The 18,197-nt window shown below is 68.0% G+C and carries 18 protein-coding genes; 8 read left to right on the top strand and 10 right to left on the bottom strand.

The window, feature by feature from the left end; genetic code table 11:
- Positions 1–9: 9 nt before the first annotated feature.
- Both WS75_RS13950 and WS75_RS13955 read right to left on the bottom strand, forming a co-directional pair.
- Complete coding sequence (locus WS75_RS13950; RefSeq protein ID WP_059680972.1) at positions 10–354, bottom strand: c-type cytochrome; 345 nt, start codon at positions 352–354, stop codon at positions 10–12.
- 19 nt (positions 355–373) lie between these two features.
- A complete protein-coding gene (locus tag WS75_RS13955) occupies positions 374–1,381 on the bottom strand; it encodes an Acg family FMN-binding oxidoreductase (protein WP_059680973.1) in 1,008 nt (335 codons plus the stop codon).
- A 173-nt stretch (positions 1,382–1,554) separates the two neighbouring features.
- Here WS75_RS13955 and WS75_RS13960 point away from each other — a divergent pair, with 173 nt between their 5' ends.
- Positions 1,555–2,544: a zinc-dependent alcohol dehydrogenase family protein gene (locus tag WS75_RS13960; RefSeq protein WP_059680974.1), complete on the top strand. Its 990-nt coding sequence runs from the start codon at positions 1,555–1,557 to the stop codon at positions 2,542–2,544.
- Positions 2,545–2,569: 25 nt separating this feature from the next.
- Here WS75_RS13960 and fnr read toward each other — a convergent pair whose 3' ends face one another.
- The 3 genes from fnr to WS75_RS13975 form a co-directional block, all read right to left on the bottom strand.
- The gene (gene fnr / locus WS75_RS13965) at positions 2,570–3,343 is read right to left on the bottom strand and encodes a fumarate/nitrate reduction transcriptional regulator Fnr (protein WP_059680975.1); all 774 of its coding nucleotides are present in this window, start codon (positions 3,341–3,343) and stop codon (positions 2,570–2,572) included.
- Between the two features lie 424 nt (positions 3,344–3,767).
- Entirely contained in the window at positions 3,768–4,415 is a 648-nt protein-coding gene (locus WS75_RS13970) for a response regulator (RefSeq protein ID WP_059680976.1), read from the bottom strand.
- Complete coding sequence (locus WS75_RS13975; protein WP_059680977.1) at positions 4,412–6,406, bottom strand: PAS domain S-box protein; 1,995 nt, start codon at positions 6,404–6,406, stop codon at positions 4,412–4,414. The genes WS75_RS13970 and WS75_RS13975 overlap by 4 nt, the downstream gene beginning before the upstream one ends.
- A 244-nt stretch (positions 6,407–6,650) precedes the next feature.
- On the opposite strand from WS75_RS13975, the gene WS75_RS13980 reads away from it, so the two are divergent.
- A complete protein-coding gene (locus WS75_RS13980) occupies positions 6,651–7,121 on the top strand; it encodes a universal stress protein (protein WP_059680978.1) in 471 nt (156 codons plus the stop codon).
- 55 nt (positions 7,122–7,176) lie between these two features.
- Here the strand turns inward: WS75_RS13980 and WS75_RS13985 are convergent, their stop codons facing one another.
- From WS75_RS13985 to WS75_RS14000, 4 genes are all read right to left on the bottom strand, one after another.
- The gene (locus WS75_RS13985) at positions 7,177–8,010 is read right to left on the bottom strand and encodes a universal stress protein (protein ID WP_059680979.1); all 834 of its coding nucleotides are present in this window, start codon (positions 8,008–8,010) and stop codon (positions 7,177–7,179) included.
- Positions 8,007–8,510 (bottom strand): universal stress protein, encoded by a 504-nt coding sequence (locus WS75_RS13990; protein ID WP_059680980.1) that lies wholly within the window; start codon positions 8,508–8,510, stop codon positions 8,007–8,009. The genes WS75_RS13985 and WS75_RS13990 overlap by 4 nt, the downstream gene beginning before the upstream one ends.
- Positions 8,511–8,579: 69 nt before the next feature.
- Positions 8,580–9,779 carry an acetate/propionate family kinase gene (locus tag WS75_RS13995; RefSeq protein WP_059680981.1) on the bottom strand — a complete coding sequence of 400 codons (1,200 nt, stop codon included), beginning with the start codon at positions 9,777–9,779 and terminating at the stop codon, positions 8,580–8,582.
- 8 nt (positions 9,780–9,787) lie between these two features.
- Positions 9,788–10,627 carry a universal stress protein gene (locus WS75_RS14000; protein WP_059680982.1) on the bottom strand — a complete coding sequence of 280 codons (840 nt, stop codon included), beginning with the start codon at positions 10,625–10,627 and terminating at the stop codon, positions 9,788–9,790.
- Positions 10,628–10,817: 190 nt separating this feature from the next.
- Here WS75_RS14000 and WS75_RS14005 point away from each other — a divergent pair, with 190 nt between their 5' ends.
- The 5 genes from WS75_RS14005 to WS75_RS14025 are packed head-to-tail and all read left to right on the top strand — an operon-like array spanning position 10,818 to position 15,966.
- Positions 10,818–11,348, top strand: a complete 531-nt coding sequence (locus WS75_RS14005) for a hypothetical protein (RefSeq protein ID WP_059680983.1) — start codon at positions 10,818–10,820, stop codon at positions 11,346–11,348.
- A complete protein-coding gene (locus WS75_RS14010) occupies positions 11,338–12,084 on the top strand; it encodes a beta-ketoacyl-ACP reductase (RefSeq protein WP_059680984.1) in 747 nt (248 codons plus the stop codon). The genes WS75_RS14005 and WS75_RS14010 overlap by 11 nt, the downstream gene beginning before the upstream one ends.
- Entirely contained in the window at positions 12,081–13,901 is a 1,821-nt protein-coding gene (locus WS75_RS14015; RefSeq protein ID WP_059680985.1) for a PHA/PHB synthase family protein, read from the top strand. The genes WS75_RS14010 and WS75_RS14015 overlap by 4 nt, the downstream gene beginning before the upstream one ends.
- Positions 13,898–14,929 carry a bifunctional enoyl-CoA hydratase/phosphate acetyltransferase gene (locus WS75_RS14020; protein WP_059680986.1) on the top strand — a complete coding sequence of 344 codons (1,032 nt, stop codon included), beginning with the start codon at positions 13,898–13,900 and terminating at the stop codon, positions 14,927–14,929. The genes WS75_RS14015 and WS75_RS14020 overlap by 4 nt, the downstream gene beginning before the upstream one ends.
- Positions 14,926–15,966, top strand: a complete 1,041-nt coding sequence (locus WS75_RS14025) for a zinc-dependent alcohol dehydrogenase family protein (RefSeq protein WP_059680987.1) — start codon at positions 14,926–14,928, stop codon at positions 15,964–15,966. Before WS75_RS14020 ends, WS75_RS14025 begins: the two co-directional genes overlap by 4 nt.
- 94 nt (positions 15,967–16,060) lie before the next feature.
- Here WS75_RS14025 and WS75_RS14030 read toward each other — a convergent pair whose 3' ends face one another.
- A complete protein-coding gene (locus WS75_RS14030; protein ID WP_059680988.1) occupies positions 16,061–17,464 on the bottom strand; it encodes an MBL fold metallo-hydrolase RNA specificity domain-containing protein in 1,404 nt (467 codons plus the stop codon).
- 274 nt (positions 17,465–17,738) lie between these two features.
- Between WS75_RS14030 and WS75_RS14035 the strand changes: the two genes are divergently transcribed.
- Entirely contained in the window at positions 17,739–18,188 is a 450-nt protein-coding gene (locus WS75_RS14035) for a hypothetical protein (protein ID WP_059680989.1), read from the top strand.
- Positions 18,189–18,197: the final 9 nt, after the last annotated feature.

The raw sequence follows: 18,197 nt of genomic DNA on the forward strand, positions 1-18,197 counted from the left end.
GTGCGACGGTCACTGGCTCAGCACCCATTGCACGAGCAGGTGCGCGTCGTCGGCAGACAGCGGCCCGCCGCGATCGATGGCCGCCGGCATCGGCGTGTCGCCCCAATGCACACGACCGCCGACGCGCAGCTTGGTCTCCAGTTCCGCGGCGGCGTGCGGATCGTCGCGGTACCGCTCGGCGATCTCGTGAAACGACGGCCCGAGGAACGTCATGTCCTGCGTATGACAGAACATGCAGTGCTGCGCGTTGACGAGCTCGGTCGGCTCGGGCACGGTCGTCTGCGCGGCGGCCATGCCGGCCATGCCGGCCGTCACGGCGATCGCGCAGAGGGCGGCGTAACGCATGATGCTCATGTTCGTTTCCTCGTCGGGATCAGGAGAAGGAGATCACTTCGTCGAGCGGGCGACGCGGCGAATGCGGCGTATGCGGACCGCGCCCGACGCGCAGCAGCAACTGCGGCTGGCCGCGCAGTCCGAGCATGTGGCATAGATGGGCACGCAACCCGGCCGTCTCGATCGGCTGGTTCAGGTACGACGCGGTATAGCCCGCGCGCGTCGCAACGAGCAGGATGCGCTCCAGCGCCTGGCCGGCGGCGAGCCACGCTTCGCGATCGTCGCGCACGGTCGCGATGCACACGATCAACGGTGATGCGCCGACGAGCTGGTGATGCAGCGCGGCCAGCCCGTTGCCGAGATCGAAAGTCCGTACCGCCATCGTCACGACGGGCGCGGCGAAGTCCAGCAACGTCGGCACGCCTGCCGCGAATGCCGGCATGCCGTCGACGCGCCGGCGCGGATCGATCCAGCTCGCCAGCTCCCGCCTGAAGCGCGGGTCCGCGAACTGCTGACGATCGGCCTCGGCGACCAGCTCCGCGACGCGTGCGCGATGCGCGATCGAGTCGACGCACGCGACGTCGGCGCCTTCCGCGACACCGGCCTCGATCAGCGCTTGCTGGATCTCGTCCGGCACGGCCGTCGATTCGAAAGGGGCGCGCGTCGTGACGCGGTCAGGAATTGCATCGAACAGCGCGCCGAGCGACGCATCGGAATAACCGTCGTCGCAGACCCGGACCGTCGCAAGGAGATCGGGGTCGACTTCGGAAGGGAACGTGCTGATCGTGTGAGCTAGCCCGGCGTGATCGAGCGCGACGCGCAGGTTGAGCAACGCCGCGCCGCAGCTGATGATCAGTTCGCGATCGAACGGATCGACCACGGGCAGCGCGCGAACGCGATCCGCGCACAAGGAAATCGTGGCGCCGTTGACCAGGAAGCGCCACGGCTGCGAGTTGTGGCTGGACGGAGCCAGCACCGCGTAGCCCAGCAACTCCCTCAACTGATGGTCGGGATGGGCGCTTGCGGCAAGCGGGGGAACGGATATCATCGATCATCTCCAGGTTGCCGCGCGGGCGGCGTCATGCCACTTCATCGTGTCAGCAACCGTCCGGCGGCCGTTGACCCACGTCAAGCGCCCTTCATCGGGTCCAACGCAGGCGGTCTTCGACGACTACGCTTGGGAAGCGAAGCGCGCGAAACCGGTCGCGCAGGGAGGCGAGCATGCTTGCGATGATGTTTGACGGCACGACACCGCATTTGCGCGAAGCGCACGTGCCGGATCCGTCGCCCGCGGCGGGCCAGCTGCTGATCGACGTACATGCGTGCGGCGTGTGCCGGACCGATCTGCACGTCGTCGACGGCGAGCTCGCGCATCCGAAGCTGCCGCTGATTCCCGGGCACGAAATCGTCGGAACGGTGCGCCGGCTGGGCGAAGGCGTGACGGCCTTCGCCGTCGGCGACCGCGTAGGCGTTCCCTGGCTAGGGTCGACGTGCGGGCATTGCGCGTACTGCACGTCCGGCCGCGAGAACCTGTGCGACAGCCCCGGATTCACCGGCTATACGATCGACGGCGGCTATGCCGAGTGCGCGGTCGCCGATCACCGCTATTGTGTGCATCTGCCGCAACGCTATTCCGACCTGGAGGCGGCGCCGCTCCTGTGCGCCGGCCTGATCGGTTATCGGACCTTGCGCATGGCGGGCAGCGCACGCCGCATCGGCATCTACGGTTTCGGGGCGGCGGCCCATCTCGTCGCGCAGGTCGCGCATTTCGAAGGACGCAAGGTGTTCGCGCTGACGAAGCCCGGCGACATGGCGGCGCAGCAGCTCGCGCTGTCGCTGGGTGCCGCGTGGGCCGGCGGCAGCGACGAAGCGCCGCCGGAGCCGCTCGATGCCGCGCTGATTTTCGCGCCGGTGGGCGCACTGGTGCCGGCCGCGCTGCGCGCGGTCGACAAAGGCGGGATCGTCGTGTGCGGCGGCATTCACATGAGCGACATCCCGGGCTTTCCGTACGCGTGGCTGTGGGGCGAGCGCCGCATCGCATCGGTGGCCAATCTGACGCGTGCGGACGCGGTCGAATTCATGCGGATCGCCGCCGCGACGCCGCTGCGGGTCGAGGCGGTGCGCTACGTGCTGACGGATGCGAACCGCGCACTCGACGACCTGCGCGGCGGGCGCGTATCGGGCGCCGCCGTGCTGGGCATGCGCGGTTGATCGCCTCGACGGCGTCGCGGCGCGCTCAGATCTGCCGCAGGCCGTCCGAATCGACGATCCGGATTTGCTTGCCTTGCGCTGCGACGAGCCCCTTGTGCTGGAACTTCGACAGCATGCGGCTGACCGTTTCGAGCTTCATGCCGAGATATTCGCCGATCTCGTCGCGCGTCATCCGCAGCACGAATTCCGCGGCCGAGTAGCCGCGCGCCTTGAAGCGCGCGGAAAGATTCAGCAGGAACGCGGCCACGCGCTGCTCGGCACTCATCGTGCCGAGCAGCAGCATCTGGGAGGATTCGCGCACGATCTCGGCGCTCATCATTTGATACACGTGATGCTGCATAGGCCGCACTTCGCGGCACATCTGCTCGAGCTGGCCGAACGGGATGATGCAGACCGTGCTGTCCTCGAGCGCGATCGCGTCGCCGTTGTGGTGCCCGGTGTGCACGCCATCGAGCCCGAGCGATTCGCCGACGATCTGGAAGCCGGTGATCTGCTCGTCGCCGTCGCGATGCATCACGATGGTCTTGAACGATCCGGTTCTCACTGCATAAATGCTGTTGAATGCGTCGCCCGAGCGAAACAGCGTTTCGCCGCGCCTGACGTGGCGCGTCGTGCAGATCATCGCGTCGACACGCGCGAAATCCGCGGGCGAAAGATTGGGCGGCAGGCAGACGGTACGCAATGCACACGTCGAACAACGGGACGCGGCGCGCTTGGGCTGATCCGTCGGTTCGACGGCGTGCAGCGGGATGAACGTGCGTAACGGCATGGCCGTCGAGACTTCGGCACTGCTCTGCATGATCGGCTCCAGTTCGGGGGCAGCGGCGGCTCGCCGTCGGGCGGGGTGGCGCTGACCGTTATACCGGCGGCCTTGGTCTCTGCCGCCTTCCTGTCGGGAAAACCCCACCGGACGCGCCGGGAGACCGATATGCCGGTCTCGTCGATGATGCTGCCTTGGCTCCGGGAGGCACGTTTGTTCGCTTTTCTTGATGTGCAGTATGGATGTTGCGCAACGTCAAGGAAATCAGCCGGAATTGAAGTTGGCGTAGGTGAGATGGAAGTCTTGTAGGGCGGTTCCTACAGAGGCGCGGCAGCTTGTCGCGAGCGTCGCCGGCGTGCGCCGGACGCCGATGGCGGGCGCCGTGTCGCCGCGCCCGCGTGGCCGTCGTCAGCGATCGTTTCGGGGCATCAAGACCGGCACGCGGCCATGCCAGATGCCGCCGTCAGAGATCGTCCGGGTCGTCGAATAGCTTGTGGCGCATCGCGTAACGCACGAGTGCCGTGTCGTTCGGCATCTGCATCTTCTCTAGGATCCGCGTCTTGTATGTGCTGACGGTCTTGACGCTGACGCAGAGCGCCTGCGCGATCTCGGAAATCGACTCGCCGGTGGTGACGCGCCGGAAGACGTCGAACTCGCGGTCGGACAGGCGCTGGTGCGGCAGGAGATCGGTCGGCTCGTTCAGACTCTGCGCGAACTGCTCGGCCATGGTCAGGCTGACGTAGACGCCGCCGGCCGCGATCTTGCTCAATGCGGCGACCAGTTCGGCGCTGGCACTTTCCTTGGTCATGTAGCCCGAGGCACCCGCCCGGAACGCACGCACCGCATATTGCTGTTCGGCGTGCATCGTCAGCACGAGGATATGCAATCCCGGCTTCTCGTCCTTGATCTGCTTGATGAGTTCGACACCGTTGCGGCCGGGCATCGACAGGTCGAGCACCAGCACGTCGGCGCTCGTGTCGCGCATGAGCGCGATCGTCGAGGCGCCGTCCTGCGCTTCCCCGACGACCTCGAAACCGCTCGCGCTCTGCAGGATGTGCCGAAGACCCTCCCTGACGAGTGCGTGGTCGTCGGCGATGAGTACCCTGATCATGACAGCACGTCTCCTTGCTGGATGGCGTGAAGCGGCAGCGCCACGGTGATCGTGAATCCCGCGCCCGGGCGGTTGTCGATCGTCACCGTCCCGTCGAGCATGTGCGCGCGCTCGCGGATGCCGATCAGGCCGAACGACGGGCGGTCCTGCACATCGCGGGGGTGTTCCGGCGCGCCGTGACCGTTGTCCGCGATGCGCAGCATGCAATAGCCGTCTTCCACTTTCAATGCCAGCTTCACGTTCGTCGCGTCCGAGTGTCGCGCGACGTTGGTCAGCGCCTCCTGCACGATGCGGAACAGCGTGGTCGCGCCGGTGCTGGTGAACGCGGTATCGACGGGCGCGATGTCCCGGTCGACCGTGATCCGGTAGCGGCGCGTGAAATCGTTTGCAAGCCATTCGATCGCCGGGACGAGGCCCAGGTCGTCGAGCATCACCGGCCGCAGATCGGCCGCGATGCGCCGCACGGACGCAACGATCGAATCGATCAGGCGATGCATGCCGCCCAACTGCTCGCGCACACCGGTGTTGGGGGCGACAATACCACCGAGCCCCAGCTCGACGGCCGAGAGATCCATCTTGAGCGCGGTGAGTTGCTGGCCGAGGTCGTCGTGCAACTCACGGGCGATGCGCTTCTTCTCTTCCTCGCGCACGTTCTGCAGGTTGGCGGACAGGTCGCGCAGTTCCTCGCGTGACTGCTTGAGGGCGTTTTCCGCGCGCATGCGCTCGGTCACGTCGCGCAGCATGACCGTGTACAGCTTGCCGGTGCCGTCGCGAATCTGCGAGATCGACGCCTCGATCGGAAACTCGGTGCCGTCGCCGCGCAAGCCGAACAGCACGCGCTGCCGCCCCATCTGGCGCTCCGACACGCCCGTCACGCCGAACTGCTCGACGTGTCGCGCATGCGCGGCGCGGAAGCGCTCGGGGATGAAACGGGACAGCGGCGCACCGACCGCCTCCATCGCTGAGACGCCGAACACGTGTTCGGCAGCCGGGTTGAAGATCACGATCGTCTGGCTTTCGTCGACGGTGATGATGGCCTCCATCGACGACCGGATGATGCCCATCATCCGTGCCTCGGTGGGTTGGCTGTCGCCGGCGGGTATACCGGCGAGCCCTCGCTTCGCGAGAACCTGCTGCACGAGCGCGGCCAGCGTCAGCGAGAGCACGGTGCCGGCCAGCAGGACGGCCATCACGAAGCCGGACGTGTCGGCGCGCGGCGCGCTGTAACGCAGCGAGAGCGGCGTGCCGCCGAACGTCAGCGAATCGGTTCGCTGGAGCATGTCGCGTGCGGCAGTCGAGTCGCCGACGCCGAAACCTCCTGAGTACACCGGCGCGGCCGGATCGTCGGCCGTGATTTCCAGGTGCAACCGGTCGAGAATGGACGAATCGACGAGGCGATCCGGGTTCAGCGCCGCAAAAACGTACCCGATGGCCGTCGCGTGCTGCGGCCCCGACGAAGCGATATCTTGAGCGTTTCCGTAAATCGGCAGGTACAGCGTCAGCTCCGTCCGGGCAATCATCGCATCGGCGCTGTCCTGGCTCGCGTTCGCGGCGAGCGCGACCTTGCCGGTTTCCGCCGCGCGCTGCAGCGCCTGCCGGATCGCCTGATTGTCCTCCGCCGCGCTCGGCTCGATTCTCCCGAGGCTGCGGACCGGCGACTGCAATCCGTCCAGATTCAGACTGGCGAGATAGCGGGGCCACGCAGCCCCGGATTGCGGCGCGGGCAGGGTTGACGCAAAGCCGCGCGCGCTGCGCAATACGGCAGCCGCGCCGAGGAGCGTGCGCCGAAGGTCGGCCGTCGCGAGTATCGCGGTTTGCTCGAACCTCGCCTGGGCGACGTGCTGTGCACCGTTCTGCAGTACCCGGGACGCCGCAAACGTTGCAGTCAGGCCAAGCGCCAGCGTCAGCAGCGCGGCCATGGCTGCATATCGCGCCGGCCGGACCCGGTGCGACGCCGGCCCGGCCCTGAAGGGGGGCGAATTCGTTGTCATTGCCGTTGATCCTGACCGACTTCGTCGGTGGCTGGCGGCGGGCCGGACGCGAGGCACGAACAACGGGGCGGGCCGCAACTGCGATATTGCCCGGAATTGTGCGCGTTTTCCTGACGTTCGCCAATCGGGACCGACCGGTACGTGCGGCAGCGTGCGTGCTTGACCCGTGTCAACGGAAAGGCGCCCGTCGGGATCAGACTGGTTTCACGAACCGGTCGAACCCGGAGGACGGCAGGGAGGCACCATGTACCAGAGGATCTTTGCGGCACTCGACGGCAGCCGCAGTGCGCGGCTCGCGCTCGACGAGGCGATTTCGCTCGCCCGCGATTCGGGCAGCCTGGTCATCGCCATGTGTGTGGTATCGGATGCGCCGCGGCTGGCCGACGTCGACAGCGGCTATATCGACCAGCGCGACCCGGCCGGACTGGACGCGGACAAGGCCGCTATCGCGGTCTCGGACGCGGAAACCGCGTTTCAGCTGTCCGGCGTGCGTGGCATCGCGCAAACGATCGACGCGTGCGGCGAGGACATCTCGGACGTGCTGGCGCGAGCCGCCGCCGAATGCGATGCGGATCTGATCGTGATGGGCACGCATGGCCGGCGCGGCGTGCGCCGTGCGTTGCTCGGCAGCGTCGCCGAATCGCTGGTGCGAATTGCGGACCGGCCGGTGCTGGTCGTACGGGAGGGGCCGAGCGCAGGCGCCTGCATGTTGTGACGGTCGGGGCAGGAAACGGGGGCAGCCGCGAGTGGCTGGCCCCGTTTTGGTTCGCTCAGTGAGACAGCAGGACCGGCACCGTCATCGTCTCGAGGATCGTGCGCGTCGCGCCGCCCAGCACGCGTTCGTGCATGCGCGCATGGCTGTACAGGCCCATCACCAGCAGATCCGCGTGCAGGTCGGTCGCCCGATTCAGCAGCGTCGCACCCACGCTCACCGACCGTTCGCGCGGCGTCGTCGAGAACGACGCGCGAATGCCGTGCCGTTCGAGATACGCGGCGACGTCCACACCCGCCGGCGTCTTGTCCGGATCGGGTTGCCCACGGCTGACCGTCTCGACGTTGACGAAGCGCGCGCGGGCGAGCAGCGGCAGTGCGTCGGCCATCGCGCGCGCGGCTTCGCGCCCGCCGTCCCAGCCGATCAGCACGTTCTCGCCGAGCGTTCGCACGTCGCCCGCGTAGGGCACGACGAGCGCCGGGCGTCCGCTGCCCATCACGACGTCCTCGAGGAAATGCCGTGCGACGTAGGTCAAGCGGTCGTCGGGGTTCTCCTGGCCGAGCACCAGCAGATCGGCGTGGCGCGCATGCAGGACCGCTGCGTCGGTGACGTTGCCGGTCGGCGCCTGCCATTCGACGCTGCGCCCGGCGCGTTCGGCGGCGATCAGGAACCTTTCTTCCGCGTCCTTGCGCCGCTGTTCGCACAAGCGTTCGTAGACCGCCAGCTTCAGCGGTTCGCCGGGCCGTCGCAACGGCTCGAAGAGGTCCTGGCAAACCACGTAGAGGCCGATCAGATGGGCGTTCCAGCGCCCCGCGAGTTCGAGGGCGAGGTCGATGCGCGTCGCACAGCGCTCGCTGTCGTCGAGATGAACGAGCAGGGTCTTGTAGCTCATGACGGCTCCTTTTCGGTTGATGCCGTGGTGGTCTCGGCGGACGCCTTCGCCGCGCAGCTCGCCGGAATCATCAGGACCGGGCACTTGGCCTGACGCAGCACGCGTTCGGCCACGCTGCCGAGGAAGAGGCGCTGGAAACCGCGCCGGCCGTGCGTGCCCATCACGATCAGGTCGGCGTCGATCTCGCCGGCGAGACCGACGATGTTTTGCGCGACGTCTTCACCGGCCGGCGCGACATTGGAGATCCGCGGCGTGCCGGCCACGTCGCGCGCTTTCATGCGTTTCGCCGCGTCGTCCGTGACGCGCAGCCCTTCCTCGCGGAACGCATCGATCAGGATCGACGGGTCGTATCCGTACGTGTCGTAGGCCGGCACCAGGAAATCGACGACATAGACGGGGGTCAGCCGTGCACCCGTCTCCGACGCGAGGTTCAGCGCGGCGTCGAGTGCGCGGGACGACGTATCACTGCCGTCGAGCGCAACCAGAATGTTCGAGTACATGACGATTCCCCTGAACGGATGTTGATGCAATCATCATCGGCGCGCGCACGCCGATCGCGCTGATCTGGATCAATCGTCGCGGTTGCCGCGCAGCACGCGTACCGCGGCGCGCGCCGCGACCCACGCTTCGTTGGTCGGCTCGACGACCACCGTGACCGCGCTCGACGCGGACGAAACGACATGCGCGTGGGCGGCATTCGCGCGCGCGTCGAGCGCGATGCCAAGCCACCCGAGCGACGCGCAGATCCGCTCGCGCAGCTCTGCCGAGTGTTCGCCGATGCCGGCGGTGAAGACCAGCATGTCCAGGCCGCCCAGCAGCGCGGTCAGCGCGCCGGTCTCGCGCACGATGCGATGGACGTACAGCGCCAGCGCGTCGCGGGCCTGCTCGTCGCCGGCCGCTTCGCAAGCGAGCAGCACGCGCGGATCGCCGGATGCCCCCGACACGCCCTTGAGCCCCGACTCGTGATACAGCAGGTGTCCCAGTGCGTCGCCGGACAGCTTGCCGATCTCGAGCAGATGGAGGACAACGCCAGGGTCGAGCGTCCCGCAGCGGGTGCTCATCATCAATCCGTCGAGCGCGGAGAAGCCCATGGTCGTCGCGACGCTGCGGCAGTCGCGCAGCGCGCACAGACTCGCGCCGCTGCCGAGATGGGCGGCGATCACGCGGCCATGCGCACGTGCGCCGAACGATTCGGCCAGCGCGATGGACAGGTATTCGTACGACAGCCCATGGAACCCGTAGCGGCGCACACCCTGGTCGAACCACGCGTGCGGCAACGGCAGCAACTGCTCGACGCGCGGCAGCGTGCGATGAAACGCCGTGTCGAACACGGCGATCTGCGGGACGTCGGGAAACGCGTCGCGCAGCGCGTCGATCGCATCCAGGCTGTGCGGCTGATGCAACGGTGCCAGCGGCGTCAACGTGCGCAGCGCGTCCAGCGCTTCACCGTCGACGACCATCGGCTCCACGTATCGCACGCCGCCGTGTACGACGCGATGTGCGATCGCGCCCAGCGTGATATGCGGCAACCGGATGCGAATCCACATCGCGATCTGCGCGAGCACGGCGCGGTAGGGATCGCCTCCGACGAGCGGCAACGAGCCTTCCGAATCGGCATCGAACCGGATCGACACGCTGTTGCCGGCCGCGACCGCTTCGCCGCCGTGCAGCGGCTGCCGCACGGGATCGCCGTGCGGCGGATACGCGAAGATCGAGAACTTGACGCTCGACGAACCGGCATTCACGACGAGCAGTGCGAGCGTACGCATCGGCCGGCTCAGTGCGACATCAGCACGGGCAGCGTCATCGACGCCAGCACCGTGCGCGTGGCGCCGCCCATCACCAGCTCGCGCCAGCGCGGATGGCCGTAGGCGCCCATCACGAGCAGGTCGGAACCCGTTTCATAAGCGCGCGACAGCAACGTATCGCCGATCGCCGGGCCGGCGCCGGTATCGATATCGAGCACGTTCACGTCGCGTGCATGGCGCGCCAGCATCAGCGCGGCGTCGGCGGCCGGAATACGCGTGGTTGCCGCTTCCGAATCGCCGTCGATCACGGCGGCGACCGTCGTGCGCTTCGCGTGTTCGAGAAAGGGAATCGCATCGTGCGCGGCGCGGGCCGCTTCCCGGCTGCCGTCCCACGCGACGAACACCCGTTCGCCGATCGACGGGAATTCGCCGGTGTACGGCACGAACAGCACCGGGCGACCGGCGGACAACACGAGATTTTCCGGAAACTGGTCGTCGATGAAGGTCTCGGGATCGTTCGGGTCGCTTTGGCCCGCGATCACGAGGTCGGCCAGGCGTGCGGCGCGCGGCACGGCCAGGTTCGCGCGATCGTCGGCACGCACCCAGGCGGCCTGCACTTTCGCGCGGGCCGTCTCCGCATGGAACAGGCGTTCCAGCGCGGCGAGCCGTTCGTCGCGCTGTTCCCGGTGTTCACGGAAGTAATCGGCGGACCCGGCCATCACGTAGAACGAATGCGGTTCCGGTGTGTAGACCGCGTACAGGCCGGTCAGATGCGCGCCGAAGCGCCGGGCAAGACGCAACGCGAACTCGAGCCGCGAATGCGCGCGGGCGCTCGAATCGAGGTGCACGACTATGCTCTTGTAGCTCATCGGAATCGCTCCATCGACGGGGGAACCGCCAGTGCAATCCAGTCTACGGAGCAGGGTTTCCGCGTACTTGACTCAGATCAACGGCTCCCTTGCGCGATGCCCGCACAGTGAAGCGGTCGCGATGCCGATCCCGGGCAGGCGGCATGAGGCGCAATGCCAACCCATTGACCGGATCGAAAGAGGAAAGCCGATGAGTACGTACGCTTTGACGACACCGAATGACGTTTGCCGCGCGGGCTGCGATCTCGCGTTGCGCATGGTCGCGCAAAACCGCGACTGGCAGCATGAATGGCATGCGCTGGCAGGGCGGCGCATCGAGCGCGACCGCGATGCGGTTCGTCATCTGCAGCAGGCGCTTGCGGACACGCAGGAGTGGACGGCCTTCGGCGAGGCGGCCCGGCAGGTGATGCGCGACTACGCGATCGCGAGCGTCGCGATCTGGCAGGATGCCACCGAGCTGTGCATGCGGGCGCAATACGAGAGCGCCGGCGCATGGCGCACCTGGGCGCGCGAATACGGTGCAGGCGCGCTGTCGCGTTATCAGACCGACTGGTTGCCCGATCTGGAACGACTGGCCGTGGTCAACGAAGCCAGCATGCCGTGGGCAGACTGGATGACGGCACTGGAACGCGGGATCGAGGACGCGGCCGGCGCGGCGCCGGGGTCCCCCCGCCGCCTGAACGGCATCGCCGGCGCACTGGAGAACGGCCATGCGTGCTGAGCGTGTCGCATTCATCACGGGAGGCATGGGCGGGCTTGGCGCCGCGATCAGCCGTCGCCTGCACGATGCCGGCATGACGGTGGCGGTGTCGCACACGGAAGGCAACGACCACGTCGCGACGTGGCTCACGCACGAACGCGAGGCGGGCAGGACGTTCCATGCGTTCGAGGTCGACGTCGCCGACTACGATTCGTGCCAGCATTGCGGGGCCCGCGTGCTGGCCGAGTTCGGGCGCGTCGACGTGCTCGTCAACAACGCCGGGATCACGCACGACGCCACCTTCGTGAAGATGACCAAGAGCATGTGGGATGCGGTGCTGCGCACCAACCTCGACGGCATGTTCAACATGACGAAGCCGTTCGTGCCGGGGATGATCGAGGCCGGCTTCGGGCGGATCGTGAACATCGGCTCGGTGAACGGTTCGCGCGGCGCATACGGGCAGGCGAACTATGCGGCCGCGAAGGCTGGCATCCACGGCTTCACGAAGGCGCTGGCGCTCGAGCTCGCGCGCCACGGCGTCACGGTCAACACGGTTGCGCCTGGCTATCTGGCGACCGCGATGCTCGAGACGGTGCCGAAGGAAGTGCTCGACACGAAGATCCTGCCGCAGATTCCGGTCGGCCGCCTTGGCAACCCCGGCGAAATCGCCGAGCTCGTCGCCTTCCTGTGTTCCGACGCGGGGGCTTTCGCGACGGGCGCGGAATTCGACGTCAACGGCGGCATGCACATGCGATGAAAGCATCCGTCATGCGCTTGCCGATCGAGCACGAATCGATGCGGCCAACGGGTACGAGCGAACCGGCATCGCACACGGCCGAATGCACGCCGGTCAGCACGTCGCCCGCCGAACAATGGAACCGCGCCGCGCATGCGAACGTGGCCGCGATGACCTTCGGGTTGTCGCCCGTGTCGATCGCGCTGGCCATGCTCGACTGGGGCGCGCATCTGGCCGTGTCGCCGGGAAAATGCTTCGAGCTTGCGACGCAGGCGTGGCTGGCTGCCGCTGCACCGGCCGCAAGCCGGGGCAAGGGCGAGGCCGAAGAGGCCGACACGAGCGGCCTGGCCGTGCACGCCGGGCAGGCCGATCCGCGCTTCGCCGCGCCCGCGTGGGCCGGATGGCCGTTTAGCGCGTATCGCGACGGCTTCCTGTCGATCCAGCGCTGGTGGCGCGACGCGACGCGCGGCGTGCCGGGTGTCGAACGGCACCACGAGGAACTGGTCGGATTCATCGCGCGACAGTGGCTCGACGCGTGCTCGCCGGGCAATTTCCTGGCGACCAACCCGGTCGTGCTCGACGCGACGATGCGCAGCGGCGGCGCGAATCTCGCGGCAGGCTTCCGGCACTGGCTGGACGACGCGAATGCGTTGCTCGATCGCACGAGCGGCACGCGGGCCCGCGACACACGCAGCTATCTGCCGGGGCGCGACGTGGCGATCACGCCGGGCCGCGTCGTGTGGCGCAACGCGCTGTGCGAGCTGCTGCAATACGACCCGACGACGCCCACCGTGGCCCGCGAGCCGATCCTGATCGTGCCGTCGTGGATCATGAAGTACTACATCCTCGACCTGCAACCGCACGATTCGCTGATCCGCTTCCTGGTCAACGCCGGCTACACGGTGTTTGCCGTGTCGTGGCGCAATCCGGGCGCGGAGGCGCGCGAGCTCGGGCTCGACGATTATCTGCGTGACGGGTGCATGGCGGCGCTCGACGCCGTCCGGTCGATCTGCGGCGAAGCCGTCCACGCGGTCGGCTACTGCCTCGGCGGCACGCTGCTGGCGATCGGTGCGGCGGCGCTCGCGCGCGACGGGCGGCAGCACGACGCATTGCGGTCCGTGACGTTGCTGGCGGCCCAGACCGATTTCAGCGAACCCGGCGAACTCGGCCTGTTCATCGACGCGAGCGAACTGTCCGCGCTCGATGCGCTGATGTGGCGGCAGGGCTACCTGGACGGCGCGCAGATGTCCGCCGCGTTCCAGCTGCTGAACGCGCGCGACCTGATCTGGTCGCGCTTAATGAGCGAATACCTGCTCGGCAAGCGCACCAAGCCGAATGACCTGATGTCGTGGAACGAGGACACCACGCGCATGCCGTATCGGATGCATACGGAATACCTGACGCGGCTCTTTCTCGACAACGATCTCGCGGCCGGCCGCTATTGCGTCGACGGCCGACCGGTCGCGCTGTCGGATATCGACGCGCCGACGTTCGTGGTCGGGACCGAACGCGATCACGTGTCGCCCTGGCATTCCGTCTACAAGCTGCATCTGCTCACGCACCACGCGCTGACGTTCGTGCTGACCTCCGGCGGCCACAATGCCGGCATCGTGTCCGAGCCCGGGCATCCGGGGCGCCACTATCGCTGCGCGACGCGCGAGCCCGGCGCGCCTTACCGCAGCCGGCATGATTTCGTGCGCGAAACGCCCGCAGTCGACGGATCGTGGTGGACATGCTGGCACGACTGGTTGCGCGCGCATTCGTCGGGCGACGTGCCGGCGCGGGTGCCGGCCGCCGGCTTCGGCGCGGCACCCGGCACCTACGTGCTCGAGACATGAACATGAACCTGCATCCGGATGTGTCCGTCGGCGCGTGCCTGCCCGGGCTGTTGCCGCGCGCGGACGGCGAACTTCCCGAACTGATCGAGCGCGCGCGCCATGCGCCGCCGCTGAAGGTGGCCGTCGTGCATCCGTGCGACGCGGCCAGTCTCGTCGCGCTTGCCGCGATCAATGCGTCGCCGTTGGGCGCGACGATCGAGCCGCTGATCGTCGCGCCGCGTGCGAAGGTGACGCGCGTGGCGGCCGAGGCGGGCGTCGATCTGGCGAAATGGGCGATCGAGGACGTGCCGCACAGCCATGCGGCGGCGGCCCGGGCGGTGGAGCTCGCGAAGTCGGGCCGCGTCGGCGCGCTGATGAAGGGCAGCCTGCATACCGACGAGCTGATGGGCGCGGTCGTCGCCGCGGAATCGGGCCTGCGCACGGACAAGCGCATGTCTCACTGTTTCCTGATCGAGGCGCCCGCCTATCCGCGCCCGTTCCTGCTGACCGACGCGGCCGTCAATATCGCACCGGATCTCGCGCAGAAGGCGTCCATCACGCAGAACGCGATCGACGTCGCGCATGCGCTGGGCGTTGCGTGCCCGCGCGTGGCCGTGCTGTGCGCGGTCGAGACCGTCAATCCGGCGATGCGCTCGACGCTCGACGCGGCGGCCCTGGCGAAGATGGCCGAGCGCGGGCAGATCACGGGGGCGATCGTCGACGGCCCGCTCGCGTTCGACAACGCGATATCGCAGCGGGCCGCGCGCGAGAAGGGGATCGACTCGCCGGTTGCCGGCCGTGCCGACATCCTGGTCGTGCCCGATATCGAAGCGGGCAACATGCTCGCGAAACAGCTCGAATACCTGGGCGGTGCCGCGAACGCGGGCGTCGTCGTGGGCGCGCGCGTGCCGATCGTGCTGACGAGCCGCGCCGACGGCGTCGCCGTCCGGGTCGCCTCGTGTGCGCTCGCGGTGTTGCTGGCTCAGGTCCGGCCTGACGCCGCCCCGATGCCTGAACAGGCCCCCCTTTCGATGGAGGAATCGCGATGAAAGCACTTGTTTACCACGGCCCGGGGCGCAAGGCGCTCGAACGGCGGCCCAAACCGGAACTGCAATCGCCCACCGACGCGATCGTCCGCGTGACGCGCACGACGATCTGCGGCACCGATCTGCACATTCTCAAGGGCGACGTGCCGACGTGCGAACCGGGCCGCATTCTCGGTCATGAAGGCGTCGGCATCGTCGAGCAGGTCGGCGCCGCGGTCGATTCGCTGAAGCCGGGCGATCACGTGCTGATTTCGTGCATCTCGTCGTGCGGCCGCTGCGAGTATTGCCGCCGCGGACTGTATTCGCATTGCACGACCGGCGGATGGATACTCGGCAACCGGATCGACGGCACGCAGGCCGAGTTCGTGCGCATCCCGCATGCGCCGACCAGCCTGTACCGGATTCCGGCCGTTTCGGACGAGGACGCGCTCGTGATGCTGTCCGACATCCTGCCGACCGGATTCGAATGCGGCGTGCTGAACGGCAAGGTGCAGCCGGGCTGCTCGGTCGCGATCGTCGGCGCGGGGCCGATCGGGCTGGCCGCGTTGCTGACCGCGCAGTTCTATTCGCCCGCGCGGGTCATCATGATCGACCCGGACAGCAACCGGCTCGAGGTTGCACGGCGTTTCGGCGCGACCGACTGCTTCGACGGCAGCAGCGGCGACCCGGTGGCGGAAGTCATGAAGCTGACCGACGGCGTGGGCGTGGATTGCGCGATCGAAGCGGTCGGCATTCCGGCGACGTTCGAGATGTGCACGTCGCTCGTGGCGCCCGGCGGGGTCGTCGCGAACGTCGGCGTGCACGGTGTCAAGGCCGACCTGCACCTCGAGAAGCTGTGGGATCGCAACATCTCGATCACGACGCGGCTCGTCGACACGGTCAGCACGCCGATGCTGCTGAAAACCGTGGGCGCCGGACGCCTCGATCCGGCGCGCCTGATCACGCACCGGTTCTCGCTCGACGACGTGGAACGCGCGTACGACACGTTCGGGCGCGCCGCGCAAACCCACGCGTTGAAGGTCATCATCGAAGTCGGCTGATTGCCGGGCCGTGCGCGGCGGGAACCGGCGGCCTCCGCCTCCCGTCACGCGCGGCGGGCATTTCGCCCGCGATTCGTCCGCGATTCGCCGGCCGTCAGGACGACAGCGCGGCGGGTTCCTGCGTGTTGCTGGATTCAGCCTCGTCCAGATCGACGCACTGCCCGTAGGTCGGCACCTCGCACCGCCAGTGCAGGCTCTCCGCGATGCGCCGGCGCATGGCGTCCGCAGCAGCGGGTTCGCCATGCGTGACGAACGTCCGCACGGGCGCGCATTGCATCGTGCCGAGCCACTTCAGAATCTCTTCGTAGTCGCCATGGGCCGACAGCGTCGTGATCGACTCGACCTGAGCGCGCACGCGGACGTACTCGCCATGAATCTTCAGCGTCGGCTCGTGCGCCGCCAGCGCCGCGCCGCGCGTGCCGGCGGCCTGGTAGCCGACCAGCGCGATCGTGTTGCGCGCATCGGGCGCATAGCGGGTCAGGTGATGCAGCACGCGCCCGCCCGTCGCCATCCCGCTGCCGGCGATGATGACCATCGGGCCGTGGTGTTCGGCAATCGCCTTCGACTGGTCGATCGAGCGGATCATCGTCGCCGCGTGGCCGAGCGCGTTCGCGTCGGAGATGGTCAGGCGGTGCTCGAGGATATGGTGGCGATAGATCTCGGTCACGTCCGTCGCCATCGGGCTGTCGAGGAACACCGGGACGCGCGCCATGCGGCCGGACGCCTTGAGCCGCGCGATGTAGTGCAGGATTTCCTGCGCGCGGCCGACGGTGAAGCAGGGCATCACGACGACTCCGCCGCGCGCGAAGGTCTTGTCGAACATCGCGGCCAGTTCGTTCTCGGGATCCGACGCCGGATGCAGCCGGTCGCCGTATGTCGATTCCACGACCAGATAGTCCGCATGCGCGGGCGGGCGCGGCGGCTGCATGATCGGGTCGTGATACCGGCCGAGGTCGCCCGAGAACGCGAGCACCTTGTGATCCCAGTGCATCACGACGCTCGCCGCGCCGAGGATGTGCCCGGCCGGTAGCAGGCGGAACGACAGGCTGCCGCCCAGCGCCGTGCATTCGTCGAAGGCGACGGGCTTCAGCAGGCGTAGCGCGCGCTGCGCGTCGTCCAGCGTGTAGAGCGGTTGCGCCGGATGATGCTTCGAGTAACCGTGCCGGTTCGCGAAGTCGGCTTCCTCTTCCTGCAGCCGCGCGCTGTCGCGCAGCATGATGTCGCAGAGTTCGGCAGTGGCCGCCGTGCAGTACACCGGCCCGCGATAGCCTTCGCGTACCAGCACCGGAAGATAGCCGGTGTGATCGATGTGCGCGTGCGTGAGCACGACCGCGCCCAGCGTGTCGGGCGCGAGCGGCAGCGGCCGCCAGTTGCGCAGCCGCAGGTTCTTCGTCCCCTGGAACAGGCCGCAATCGACCAGGACACGCCGGCCGCCGTGCTCGACCAGATACTTCGAGCCGGTCACCGTTTCGGTCGCGCCGAGAAATGTCAGTTTCATGGATTGCCTCACCGGGAGTCGACGGAACAGTAAGTCGATTACATGCCGAACGCGCGCGCGGCGGTTGACCGAAATCAGGAATTGATGGATCCCCATGCCGTCCGCGCGAGATTCCCCGACGGCGCGCGGTTTGACGACGATCAACCTTGAGCCGCGGCGGCGGCAGGATAGTGATTTCGTGCGCGCAGGCGGGGTCGTGTCGTGACCCCGTTATCCGCGCATGCCGTGCGCGTGCCGCGTATCGGCATCACGAGTCTTTCGGGATGAACCCATCATGACGTTGATCGCCAATCTGGATGGCGCCGGGCCCCTTTACCGGCTGTGCTTCGTCCGCTCGCCGTGGGCGTGGTTCACAATCTTGCCGCTCGACGAGCAATGCGGCGAGCGCTGGGCGGACGTGCCGTACCAGGATGCCGCGAAACCGCCGTACAGCGATTCGCGCGCGCAATTGCTCCGGGTCGCGTTCGACGCGCCGAGTCTTTTGCCGCCCGAGGCCGGGCGGCACGGGCATGCGTGGAGCGTCCAGCAGATCAACCACGGCGCGGCGCCATGGCTGCGCAGCGAGGATTTCGTCGATGCGTTGACGCTGACCGTGCCGGCCGGGGCGACGCTCGCCACGTTCGTCGAGAGGATCGAGGCCGCCGGCGGCACCGTCTACGGGCCGCTCGGCTGGGCGGAATTGCCGCCGTGGCAGCGGCCCGACGTCGCGCCGCAGACGGCCTGAATGGACCTG

Source organism: Burkholderia sp. FL-7-2-10-S1-D7 (genome assembly GCF_001524185.1).
Classification (GTDB): domain Bacteria; phylum Pseudomonadota; class Gammaproteobacteria; order Burkholderiales; family Burkholderiaceae; genus Burkholderia; species Burkholderia diffusa.